We start from the raw sequence: 12,201 nt of genomic DNA, 5'->3' as shown, positions 1-12,201 counted from the left end.
TTCAGGGGCGCTGGCGGGTCCCCCTGGGGGGGGGGGCGGGGTTGCCCCCGGCCCCGCCTCTCCTCGTTCACGGGGCGATGTTGAGGTGATCGAGGACGCGCTCGGCCAGGGCGACGTCGCCGGTGAGCCACACCTGCTGCCGGTCGCGGGTGCTGCGTCCGGCGGCCAGCAGCGCGTACGCCTCCCAGCTCAGCGTGGCGTGCGCGGTGGACGGGTGGGTGTCGCTAAGCCCCACCGCGGCGCGGCCGTGCTCGTCGACGTACACGGTGAAGTCCTGGGGCAGCTCGCCCAGCGTGGTGAAGCGCATCGCCGCGCCGGGCGCCGCACCGGCCTTCTTCACCACGATCCGCGGCAGCGCCTGCAGGACCAGGTCCCGGGCGACCTGCGCGCCGGCCGAACCCAGGTTGCCGGGGCGGCGCAGGGCACGGCGCACGTCCTGCTCGTGCACCCACAGGTCGAACGCCCGCGCCGACAGCTGCACCGCGAACGGGACCGCCGTGTTCGCCCACACCCACCAGCCGGGCGCGTCCGCCGCCCGCAGTTCGTCGGTGAGCTGGCGCTCGCGCACCGGCAGCAGCGCATGCAGGGCGTCCAGCACCGCGGTGCGCGGGGTGCCGCGCCACTGGGCGATCCCGGAGTCGATCAGCTGTTGCGGCGGGCCGTCCAGGGCCGCGCCGCCATCGGCCATCCACTGCTCCAGGCTGACCACGTGGGCGTACACGTCGCCGACGGTCCAGCCGGGACAGTCGGTCGGGGCGGCCCACTGCTCGTCGGTGAGCTGATCACCGATCTTGGCGAGGGCATGCAGGCTGTGGCGGCAGGCCGCAGCGGTGCGGTCGTGTGCGGACATGGCCGCAGCTTTCCGCGTATGCACCTGCGACGCAAGACTCCGAGCCGGGAGGGCGCGGGACCGCGGCCGTCCGTCGTGGACCGGGGTGCAACCGATACCCCCGATCGCGCGTGTTCGTGCCGTCCACCGGATCGGAACCGGTGGCTTCGGGGAGGAAGGACCGTGTGACCACGATGGCCACGCATCACGGGGAGGTCTGGGTCCGTGATGCGGCATCCGCCGCATCACGCGACTTCGACGAGTTCTACGCGGCGGCGTTCACGCCGCTGAGCCTTCAGCTGTACGCCTACCTGGGTGACCTCGGTGAGGCCCAGGCCCTGGTACAGGAGGCCTTCTGCCGGGCGTACGCCCGCTGGGACCGGATCAGCCGGTACGACGAGCCGGTGGCGTGGGTCCGCCGGGTCGCCTGGAACCTGGCGACGAGCACCTTCCGCAGGCGGCGTACAGCGCTGAACTTCCTGCGCCGCCAGCGCGAGGAGCACGCCGCAGGCCCCGATCCGGACCGGGTCGCGCTCACCCGCGCGCTCGCCGTAATCCCGGCACAGCAGCGGCGGGGGGTGGTCCTGCACTACATGGCGCAGCTGCCGGTCGCCGAGATCGCCGCGCAGGAGGGCGTCGCGGAGGGCACCGTCAAATCCTGGCTCAGCCGCGGTCGTGCCGCACTGGCCGCCCAGCTCAAGAAGGAGAACTGAGATGACCGACTGCGACGACGACCTGATCAACGATGCCTTCGCGGGCTTCACCGCGGCCGCGGCACCGTCGGTACGCGCCACCGGCACGGGCGCGGTACGACACACCGTCAAGCGCCGCCGGGCCCGTACGACTGCCGCGCTGAGCGTGCTGGGGGTGCTGCTGCTGGCCGCGCCGGCGCTGGCATACGCCTCCATGGACCGCGGCAACCAGGGCCCGCCACAAGTCCCCGCAACCCAGGGGGTCACCGTCACTCCGAGCGGGTCGCCCGATCCGTCCGTGACGCCGTCCGCTTCCACGACACCTTCTCCCGCGGGGACCCCGGCGAAACATGTGCTCGGTCCGCATGGCTACGGCGATCTCCTCCTCGGGCAACGTCCTGCTGAGGCGATCCGGACGGGCCTGGTCGTCACGACCGGGAAGATCAATAGCATGGGGTGCGACAGCAGCTCTGTACTCAAGGGAGCACCGGAGGCGCGCGACGATCGGGACGTGGACGGGATGCTGTTCTTCTCCGCGCGACTCGGTCTCGCCGCGATCTACGCCTTCCCGGGCGTCGAGACCCCGGAAGGCGCGCGGCTGGGTATGAGCTACGAGGAGCTGATCGCCATCTACCCCAGCTGGAAGTCGGTGGTGGATCCCGGCAAGCCGCTCGGGCGAGGTTACGTGAACGTCCCTGGCAACAAGGAAGCCGTGTACCGGATCGAGATGGGTGGCGCGTCAGGCGTGATCCAACTCAGCCTGCAACTGAAGAGCCAGGACTGCTACGAGTAGCCGAGTATTGCGGCGGCACATCGAGCGGCTTCCCGCCGGGAGGCCGCTCGACTGTCGTGGCCGCGCGCTCGTCGCCGGATCCGGGTACGGTGTCCGGCGTGGACCACTCGTTTCAGGTCGATCCACGGGGCACCGTCGACCTGTTGAGCCAGCACCGCCACGGCGTCCCGCGGGTGCTCCTGCGCGGGCCGGACGAGTTGGCGGCCGGCGCGTGGGCCGGTGCGTCGGCAGCCTTCCCGACGCCACCCCGGCGGTGGTGTCCACAACTGGTCCCCGGCCGCCGCAACCTTTTGATGCGGCCCATCGCGTCTCTACCTGAGCCGGACACCACGGACCCGGTCGTGCAAGCGCGCTACGCCGAGGCGTCGCCGCGCGGGCACCATGCACCACGCCCCGCCGGCACGGCACCGCAATACCGCTCGTTCCCGGCGCCGGGCCGCGACGACCGCACCGACGAGGAGAACCGCGCTCCATGACCACCCCCAACCCCGACCGGATCCGCGCGCTGATCGAACAGTGCTGGGACGCACCCCGTGGCGCGGGTCAGGTGGCGCTGGCCGAGGAGGCGATCGCCCAGGCGGACGCGCTCGGTGACGAGCAGTTGCGGTTCCACGCGCGGATGGCGGCGACGGAGGCGTATCAGCGCGGCGGCCTGCCGGCCAGGGGGTTCGTGACGTTCTCCTGGTGCCTTGCCCGCTTCGACTCTTATCCGGAGCGCCACGGGGACCAGGAGTACCTGCTGCTCTGGCACTACAAGTACATGGTCAACTCGCTGACCAGGTTCCCGGACGTGCCGCTGGCCCGGACCTACGCGGTGCTCGACGACATGCAGCGCCGCTACGCCGAGGGCGGGCACAGCCTGCAGGCCGTGCACAAACACCGCTGGCTGGTGGCGTCGCACCTCGGCGACAGCACCGCCGCCGACCTGCACTACGAGCACTGGCAGGCGGCCGCGCGCGACGGCAACTCGGACTGCGTCGGCTGCGACCCGACCGACCAGGTCCGGCACCTGGCCGACCGGGGCCGCGACACGGAGGCCATTGAGCTCGTCGGCCCGGTGCTCGCCGGGCAGCTGACCTGTCTCGAGCAGCCGCAGGAGATCCTCACCGCGCTGCTGCTGCCATACCTGCGCACCGGCCGGTTCGACGAGGCACGCAGGGCACACCACCAGGCCTACCGCACGATCCGGGCCGACCGGGGTCAGCTCGGCACGATCGCCGACCACGTGTACTTCCTCGCGGTGAGCGGCAACGCCGTCCGCGGGCTGGAACTCGTCGAGCGGCACCTGCCGTGGCTGCCCGAGGCGTCCTCGCCGCTGGTCGAGATGGAGTTCGCCGCTGCCTCGGCGCTGGTGCTGCGGCACCTGGCCGCCGCCGGGCACGGGGCACGGCCGGTGCGCGGCGCCGAGCAGGACGTCGCGGAGCTGGCCGAGCACCTCGCGGCGCATGCCGTCGCGCTGGCGAAGCGCTTCGACGCCCGCAACGGCACCGCCGCGCAGAGCGATCGGGTGGCCGCGACGCTGGCGGCCGAGCCGCTGGTGGAGCAGCTGCCGCTGAGCCTGACCGCCCGGGTGAGCGCGGCGATGCGGCGTACGCCCGCGGTGTCGCCCCCGCCCAGCGGCCCGGTCCCGGCCGACCTGGCCGACGTGCCCGCGGACGCCGGCCTCGACCTGCTGCTCGATCTGATCGAGGAGGCGCTGCGGCGCGACGACGAGCCCCGCTCGGAGGCGCTGTGGCAGCTCATCGAGCCGTTCATCGGCGCGGACGGGCTGGCCGCGCTGCAGCTGGGCCGACTCGCCGACCTGCGTGGCATGCGGCTGCACGGCGAGACGGCCGAGCAGACCGAGCAGGCCTGGACCGAGGCGTTGGAGCGCTACACCGCGGCCGGGGACGAGGTGCGCGGCCAGCGCATCCGGGGCCGGCTGGGGCTGCACCGCAGCCGGCACGGCCAGCCGGAGGAGGGCCTGGCGCAGGTCCGCGCCTCCTCGGACTATCTGCTGGTGCACGGCGGGCCGAAGGACCAGGCCGGGGCGCTGCGCCGGCTGGCGGTCGCGCTGCTGCACGCCCAGCAGCCGGGCGAGGCGCTGCGGGAGCTGGATCGCATCGCCGGGGTCGGCGAGCCCGATCCGGGCGCGCGGGTGCGGCTGCAGGTCATGCTGCTGCGGGCGCAGGCACTGGGCGCGGACGGCCGGGTCCAGGAGTCCGCCGACGCGGCGCGGGAGCTGATCGCACAGGCCGTCGCCGAGGGCCAGGACGAGATGATCGGGTTGGGCGAGTTCTTCCTCGGCCAGGGCCTGAGCATGCTGGATGACAACGCCGGCGCGGCGGCGGCATACGACCGGGCGCTGGCGCGCGTGCTGCCCGAGCCGCTGGAGCGCGAGGTCCGGGAGCGGCGTGCCGTGCTGCTGGCGGGCACGCCGCGGGCGCGGGAGGCGGTCGACGACCTGGCCGCCATGGTCGCCCGGCTCGGCGGCGATCCGGAGGCCGGGCAGGTGCACGACGACGACGCCGAGCACGCCCGGTTCCACCTGGCCGTGGCTCTGTTCAACACGGGCCGGGTGGAGGAGTCCGCCGAGGTGGCCGAGGAGGCGGTGTACGGCGCGGACGGGGCCGGCAACCAGAACCTCGCCGACCAGGTGCGCCACCTGCTGGCCGCGATCTACCAGCGGCTGGGGGAGACCGAGCAGTCGCTGTCCTACCTCGATCAGCTGGCAGCGAACCTGGACGGATTCGACAACGCCGCGGGGCGGGCCCGGGTTCTGGAGCAGGCCGGTGAGCTGCTGTTCGACCTCGATCGCGATGGGCTGGCAGCGACCCGGCTGGGATCGGCCGCCGCGGCGTACCGGGTGGCGCGGCTGCCGCTGGACGAGATGCGGACCCGCCGCAGGCAGGCCGTGGCCGCGATGTACGCCGACGACCCGGACCGGGCCCGGCAGGCCGTGGAGCTCGCCGACGCCGCTGCCGCCGAGCTGCCGCCGGGGCTGGCCAAGGAGCCCGAGGCGCAGTACGAGCTGGCCTGGCTCGCCTTGGACGGGGCGCGGGCCATGGTCGGCGCGGGCGATCCGGGGGCGGCGCTGACCCGGGTGAGCGGCGCGGCGGAGCGCTTCCGCGGGCTGGAGGCGTTCGGGGAGGCGTTCCTCGCCGACCTGACCACGGGTGAGGTGCTGCTGACCCTGGGCCGGGCCGAGGAGGCCGAGCCGGTTCTGCGCGAGGTGCTGAACGGCCTGCCCCGGGATTCGGCGACGCTGCCGCGGGCGGCGTACGCGCTCGCGCACACGCTGATGCAGTGCGACCGGGCGGAGGAAGCCCGCCGCCTGGCAGGGGAATATGGGTTTGAACTGGACTAAACGGACGTTAAGGTGTCGCTTGACCGGCGAGTAGCATGTCTCGGGTGACGGCAGTGGAGCAGCAGGTAGACACCCCCCCGGCAAAGCCGGCACGCAGGTCGCGACGTGAGGAGATCCTCGAGATCGCCGTCGGCCTGTTCGCCGCGCGCGGCTATCACGGCGTGTCCATGGACGACATCGGCACCGCCGCCGGCGTCACCGGACCCGCCCTCTACCACCACTTCGCCGGCAAGGAGGCGATGCTCGTCGCCGCGCTGATGCCGGTGAGCGAGGGACTGCTGGCGGGCGGCCGCGGCCGCGTGTCCGAGTACCCCGGCGACCCGCGGGCCGCGGTCGAGGCACTGGTCGACTTCCACGTCGAGTTCGCTCTGGCCAACCCCGCCGTGATCGCGCTGCACCTGCACGAGCTGGATCGGCTGCCCGAGGAGCCGCGTCGCGAGATCCGCCGGCTGCAGCGCCAGTACGTCGAGGAATGGGTGCAGGTGCTGACCGCCGTACGCGCCGACGTCACCGGCGGCGAGGCCAGGGTGCTGGCCCACGCGGCCTTCGGCCTGATGAACTCCACCCCCTTCCTGGGCGGCGAAGTCGAACGCCAGCGCCGCGCCACCCTTCTCCGCGCCGCCGCCCTCGCCGCCCTCCTGGGCTGACGCCCCCCTCCACCGCTCGCAGTTTCGGGGAAACTGCGCCCTCGGCATGCCCGGAAGCCGCAGTTTCCCCGAAACTGCTGGTCGCGGCTGCACCGCAGCCCCGCCTGGGGGGTGGAACTGAACGTGCGTTTAGGCTCGGTGTGGTTGGCTGAAGCGCAGGAGGGGACGCCGCATGATCGAGTCGTTGCTGGTCGCGAACCGGGGAGAGATCGCCCGGCGCATCATCCGCACCGCCCGGGGCCTGGGGATCCGCACTATCGCGGTGTACTCCGAGGCCGATGCCGAGTTGCCGTTCGTGCGCGAGGCGGACGAGGCGGTGTGCGTCGGCCCGGCCAATCCGGCCGAGTCGTACCGCAACGCCGAGGCGATCCTGGACGCCGCCAAGCAGACCGGCGCGCAGGCGATCCACCCCGGCTACGGCTTCCTCTCCGAGAACGCCGACTTCGCGCGTACCGTCGCCGCCAACGGCCTGATCTGGGTCGGTCCCGGCGCTGATGCGATCACCGCGATGGGCGACAAGATCAACGCCCGCAACCTGATGGCCGCCGCCGGCGTCCCGGTCGCTCCCGGCACCGCGGACCCGGCCGCCACGGTCGAGGACGCGCTGGCCGCGGCCGAGGAGATCGGTTACCCGGTCATGGTCAAGGCCGCGGCGGGCGGCGGTGGCATGGGCATGGCCGTCGCCGACGACGCCGCACAGCTGACCGAGCAGTACGAGAAGGTGCGCGGCTTCGCCGAGCGCATGTTCGGCGACGGCTCGGTGCTGCTCGAGCGCTTCTTCCCGCGGGTGCGCCACGTCGAGGTGCAGATCCTCGGCCTGGCCGACGGCACCGTGATCGCCCTGGGCGAGCGCGAGTGCTCGGTGCAGCGGCGCAACCAGAAGCTGGTCGAGGAGTCGCCGTCGCCGGCGCTCACCCCCGAGCAGCGCGAAAAGCTGCTGGCTGCCGCGGTCCGCGCGGGCGAGGCGGTCGGCTACCGCAACGCGGGCACCGTCGAGTGCCTGTTCGACCCGGCCACCGGTGACTTCTTCTTCCTGGAGATGAACACCCGGCTGCAGGTCGAGCACCCGGTGACCGAGGCCGTGTTCGGCATCGACCTGGTCGAGGCGCAGCTGCGCGTCGCCGCCGGGCTGCCGGTGCAGTTCGACCCGGCCGCGCTGGTGTCGCGGGGTCACGCCATCGAGCTGCGGATCAACGCCGAGGACCCGAAGCGCTTCCTGCCCGGCCCCGGCGCGATCAAGACCTGGGTCGAGCCGGCCGGCGAGGGTGTACGGGTGGACTCCGGCTACGCCGAGGGCAACATCGTCACCCCGAGCTACGACTCGCTGATGGCCAAGGTCATCGTGTACGGCGCCGACCGCGCTGAGGCGATCATCCGGGCCAAGGCGGCGGTCGCCGCCTTCGAGCTGATCGGGCCGAAGAACAACCTGCCGTTCTTCGCCGAGCTGATGGACAACGCCGAGTTCGTCTCGGGCGACTACGACACCGCCCTGGTCACCCGGATGCGCTGAATCGAGATGGGAAGGGCCCGGCGACCACGGTCGCCGGGCCCTTCTTCGTAACGGTGATCAGCGGATCTCGTACGCCCGGATCACGGTCTGGTCGAAGGTGTTGCCCTTCGCGTCCGCGCCCGACGCCTGCAGCGACACGAAGCCGCCCGCCTTCGGGTGGACCACCATGACCAGCCACTGGCCGCCGAGGTACAGCACCGGCACCTTGACCCAGGTCTTGCCGTCGTCGTACGACGCCTTGACCGACAGCTTGACCACACGGCCGGAGCCCTCGGTCTGGGTGAAGGTCGCCGGGTAGACGCCCAGGCCACCGGCCTTGCCGACGTTCTGGTCGTCCAGTTTCGGCGCGAAGCTGACCGCGGTCAGCGGCAGCGACGCCGGCTTGTCCGTGTGGCCCGAGCTGAACGTCCAGCTCACCGACATCTTCGTGGTGAGGCGGGAGTCGCGCTCCAGGCTGCCGTCGAACCGGAACGAGGCCTTGGCCGGGTCCACTTCTTCGGTGTAGACGGACGGGCCGTCCGTGGCCTCGGCGATCAGCTCACCGTTGCGGTAGAGCGCACCCTTGCCGCTGGTGATCTGTCCGAAGCCCGCCCTGCCCTGGCCGTCACCGAGCAGTGCCGGTCCGACGTACATGAGGTCGCCCTCGCGCACCGCCGGTCGGTCACCCGGGAAGAACTTCGCCACGCTGGGCCCGAACACACCCTTGTTCCAGTGCTCCTGGTAGGTCTTGCCGGCCCGGTAGTCCGCGCCGGCACTGTTGTTGGACACCGTCTCCGGCCAGTCCTCGCCCACGGCGGGCTTCTCCACCATGAGCTCGACCTGCCACGGCACGTTGCCCGCGTAGTAGTCGGTGCGGGTGAACGGCAGCGGGGTCGGCCAGCCGGTGGCCCAGCCGCCACCGCCGTCGGGCGGCGCGAGGAAGTTGAGCTTCACGCCGTTGGTGCCCTTGTCGAGCACCCCGTGGGTGGCCTTCACGGTGGCGAGATCGGACCAGCGCAGGTGCTTGACCAGCCCGGGGAGCAGGCTGCCGGCCTGGTGCCAGCCGAGGTTGTAGACGTGCGGCGCGAGCGCCGGGTTGCCCTCCTCGTCCGTCTCGGCCAGCGTTCCGGTGAGTGCCGAGCTGAGCCCGGTGACATTCGTCGGGCCGAGCTGCTTGGCGTAGATGTTGGCGAACGCGTCGCCGAGCACGCCGACGCTGATGCCGCCGTTCTCGAACTCCATGTTGACGTCGTACGCGGCCAGCACCACGTCGGCCTTCGGGTCGGGCACGGTGATGTCGAAGACACCAGCGCCGCGCGCGTCCATCGCCAACGACTCCGGGCCGTCGACCTTGAACACGGGGTACACCACCTGGGTGGTGGAGGGGGCCCCGTCGTTCTCCTCGTCGACCCAGCTGAACGCGAAGTACTCGCCCGGCGGCAGACGCAGGTCGGCGCTCGCCCCGGACACCAGGTAATCCTTGAACGTGGTGGGGCTGACCAGCACGGTGAACGCGTTCTCCGCCGGGTCGCCGTCGCGCTCGGTGGCGGTGACGTGCACCGTGTGCTTGAGCTCCTCTCGGACGACGCCGAACGGCGTCTGGACCGAGACACCCGCCGCGGTGGCGGTGAGCTGACCGCCGATGCCGCCGGTGACGTCCCCGCCCTGGCGGGTGTCGGCGGTGATGCTCACCGACGCGTCGCCGCCGGCCGGCACCGTGACGGTGTCGGCGCTGAGCGAGAACACGCCGGCCGGCGCCCCGGTCAGCGCGAGCTGCAGGGTCACCGCCGCGCTGCCCCCGTTGTGGTACGTGACCGTGTTGGTGCGCACCTCGTCGTCCTGGTGCGGCCACTCCTGTAGGCCGAACGTGACCGACGCGGGGCTGGTGGTCACCTGCTGGGTGATCGCCCGCGCGACGTCGACCCGGCCCGCGCCCTGCGCGAACACGCCGACACCGGCGGACGGCTTGGCGGAGGCCATCAGTGCGGACTTGCGCTGCGCCGCGGTCCACTGGGGGTGGACCTGGGTGAGTAGCGCCGCCGCGCCCGCGACGTGCGGGGTGGCCATGGACGTGCCGTCCAGCGGCATGTACAGCTGGCCGGGCTCGCCGAGGAAGCCGTCCTTGCTGCGCGCCGCCACGATCTCCTGACCCGGTGCGGCGATCTCCGGCTTGACCGTCCAGCCGTCGGCACTGGGCCCCCGGCTGGAGAACTCGGCGAGCTCGTCGCTCTTGGTGAACGCCCCGACGGCCAGCGCCGCCTCAGCGGTGGCCGGGGAGCCGACGGTCTCGTCGGCACCGGAGTTGCCCGCCGCGATGACGAACAGGGTGCCGTACTGCGCGGTCAGGTCGTTGACGGCCTGCTCGAGCGGGTCGATGTCGGGGGTGTTGCCGCCGCCCAGGCTCATGTTCGCCACGTCGGCCCCGGACTCCGCGGCCCACTGCATGCCGGCCAGGATCCAGGATTCGGCGCAGCCGCCCTCGACGCACACCTTGCCGTCGAGCAGCGACGCGCCCGGCGCGACACCCTTGTACCTGCCGCCGGAACCGGCCCCGCTGCCCGCGATGGTCGAGGCGACGTGGGTGCCGTGGCCGACCCGGTCGAGGTCGTCCTCCTCGCCCTCGGTGAAGTTCTGCCGGGCGCTGATCTTGCCGGCCAGGTCGGGGTGCGTGATGTCGATGCCGGTGTCGAGCACCGCGACGGTCACGCCGGTGCCGTCGAACCCGGCGGACCAGGCCGCGGGCGCGCCGATCAGCGGAACGCTCTGGTCGAGTGCCGGCTTGCGTACGGCGTCGAGCCAGATCTTGCCGGTGCTCGCCTTGCGGGTCGCCTGCCACTGCGTGGCCAGGGACTCCTCCGGCACCTCGGCCGCGAAGCCCTTGACGGCCGGGAGCCTGCGCTCGGCGGTCAGGCCGGGCGCGGAGCTCGCGCCGGAAATGATGAGCGGCAGCGTCGCCTTGCGCGTGGCCTGGACCGCGAGCAGCTCGGTGACGTCGAACAGCCGCTTGTCGAGGCGGTTCGCCGCGAGTAGCGGCACCGCGTCCGACGGGATGACGTAGTGGTGGTCCTTGACCCGGTAACTGCGGTAGGTCACGCCGTCCCGCGGGGTCAGGCTGATCCGGCCGTTGCCGTGCACCGACACCCGGTCGCCGGTGATCAGCGCCACGGTCTGCGTCTTCGTGTTGCTCAGTGCGGGTCGGTCCGCCTGCGGTGAGGCGGCCTGTTCAGCGCCCGCGGTGCCGGGCGCGGCCATCAGCAGCGCGGCGGCGATCCCCCCGGCCAGCAATGCCCTCGTTCCTCTGCTGGATCGCATGTTCCTCCCCGTCCGTTCGATCAGTCCTCCTTGGACTGTCGTTCGTAGAGACGCACCGAACGGCCGACGCGTTGTGCAGAGACATGAATGAATACCTCAAATCCTTGTGAAGGTTCGGCGAACGGAGAGGTCAGGGGAGGGGTGGGCAGCTGAGGTTAACGAGGGTTAAGGTGACGGCATGGGTGCTGTGCTGCCGGACCGGGTGTCGATTCGTGAGGTGGGCCCGCGTGACGGGCTGCAGAACGAGGACCCCGTGCCCACCGCGGACAAGGTCAGGCTGATCGACGCGCTGAGCGCCACCGGCGTCGGGCGCGTCGAAGCCGTCTCGTACGTGCACCCCAAGGCCATTCCGCAGATGGCCGACGCCGACGAGGTGTGGAGCACCGTCGCGCGGAACCCGAAGGTGCGCTACAGCGCCCTGGTGCCCAACCTGCGCGGCGCCCAGCGGGCCCTGGCCGGCGGATTCACCGAGGTCGAGGTGGTGGTGTCGGCCTCCGACACGCACAACCGCCGCAACATCAACCGCGCCACCGAGGAGTCGCTGGACGAGATCGCCCAGCTCATCCCGGCACTGCACGAGGGCGGCTCCACCGCCGAGGTGATCATCGCGACGAGCTTCGGCTGCCCGTACGAGGGGGACGTGGACCCCAGGCGGGTGGCCGCGATCGTGGACCGGGTCGTCGCCGACGGAGCGGACCGGGTGGCCTTCGGCGACACCACCGGCATGGGCACCCCGCGCCGGGTCCGCGAGCTGCTGTCGATCGTGCGCGAGCGGCACCCGGACGTGCCGATGCTGCTGCACTTCCACAACACCCGCGGCACCGGCCTGGCCAACATCCTCACCGCGCTCGAGTTCGGCATCACCGAGTACGACGCCAGCGTCGGCGGCCTGGGCGGGTGCCCCTACGCGCCGGGTGCGTCGGGCAACGTCGCCACCGAGGAGGTCGTGCACATGCTGCACGACATGGGTATCGACACCGGGATCGACCTGGTGAAGCTGATCGACGCGGCCCGGCTGGCCGAGCAGATCGTGGGCCGCGAGCTGCCGTCCGGCGTGCTGCGGGCCGGCCCGCGCAGCCGCACCGTGAGCTGA

The 12,201-nt window shown here is 72.2% G+C and carries 9 protein-coding genes; 7 read left to right on the top strand and 2 right to left on the bottom strand.

Annotation, left to right across the window (positions count from 1 at the left end; genetic code table 11):
- Positions 1–67 precede the first annotated feature (67 nt).
- Entirely contained in the window at positions 68–850 is a 783-nt protein-coding gene (locus FLL47_RS08440) for a maleylpyruvate isomerase family mycothiol-dependent enzyme (protein ID WP_186315612.1), read from the bottom strand.
- A 173-nt stretch (positions 851–1,023) separates the two neighbouring features.
- Here FLL47_RS08440 and FLL47_RS08435 point away from each other — a divergent pair, with 173 nt between their 5' ends.
- The 6 genes from FLL47_RS08435 to FLL47_RS08410 all read left to right on the top strand — a co-directional run bounded on the left by FLL47_RS08435 (position 1,024) and on the right by FLL47_RS08410 (position 7,817).
- Positions 1,024–1,542: a SigE family RNA polymerase sigma factor gene (locus FLL47_RS08435; protein ID WP_144119877.1), complete on the top strand. Its 519-nt coding sequence runs from the start codon at positions 1,024–1,026 to the stop codon at positions 1,540–1,542.
- Between the two features lies 1 nt (position 1,543).
- Positions 1,544–2,314, top strand: coding sequence for a hypothetical protein (locus FLL47_RS08430; RefSeq protein ID WP_144119876.1), 771 nt, complete (start codon positions 1,544–1,546; stop codon positions 2,312–2,314).
- Positions 2,315–2,412: 98 nt separating this feature from the next.
- Positions 2,413–2,790: a hypothetical protein gene (locus FLL47_RS08425; protein ID WP_144119875.1), complete on the top strand. Its 378-nt coding sequence runs from the start codon at positions 2,413–2,415 to the stop codon at positions 2,788–2,790.
- Positions 2,787–5,660, top strand: a complete 2,874-nt coding sequence (locus tag FLL47_RS08420) for a hypothetical protein (protein WP_144119874.1) — start codon at positions 2,787–2,789, stop codon at positions 5,658–5,660. Before FLL47_RS08425 ends, FLL47_RS08420 begins: the two co-directional genes overlap by 4 nt.
- A gap of 35 nt (positions 5,661–5,695) precedes the next feature.
- The gene (locus FLL47_RS08415) at positions 5,696–6,307 is read left to right on the top strand and encodes a TetR/AcrR family transcriptional regulator (RefSeq protein ID WP_144119873.1); all 612 of its coding nucleotides are present in this window, start codon (positions 5,696–5,698) and stop codon (positions 6,305–6,307) included.
- 172 nt (positions 6,308–6,479) lie between these two features.
- Positions 6,480–7,817, top strand: coding sequence for an acetyl-CoA carboxylase biotin carboxylase subunit (locus FLL47_RS08410; RefSeq protein WP_144119872.1), 1,338 nt, complete (start codon positions 6,480–6,482; stop codon positions 7,815–7,817).
- Positions 7,818–7,874: 57 nt separating this feature from the next.
- On the opposite strand, the gene FLL47_RS08405 is transcribed toward FLL47_RS08410, so the two are convergent.
- On the bottom strand, positions 7,875–11,108 hold the full coding sequence (locus FLL47_RS08405) for a S8 family peptidase (protein WP_144119871.1): 3,234 nt from the start codon (positions 11,106–11,108) through the stop codon (positions 7,875–7,877).
- A 178-nt stretch (positions 11,109–11,286) separates the two neighbouring features.
- Between FLL47_RS08405 and FLL47_RS08400 the strand changes: the two genes are divergently transcribed.
- Positions 11,287–12,201, top strand: a complete 915-nt coding sequence (locus FLL47_RS08400; RefSeq protein WP_144119870.1) for a hydroxymethylglutaryl-CoA lyase — start codon at positions 11,287–11,289, stop codon at positions 12,199–12,201.

This window comes from Catellatospora sichuanensis (assembly GCF_007483665.1).
GTDB lineage: Bacteria > Actinomycetota > Actinomycetes > Mycobacteriales > Micromonosporaceae > Catellatospora > Catellatospora sichuanensis.
This window is presented reverse-complemented; position numbering and strand designations above follow the sequence as displayed.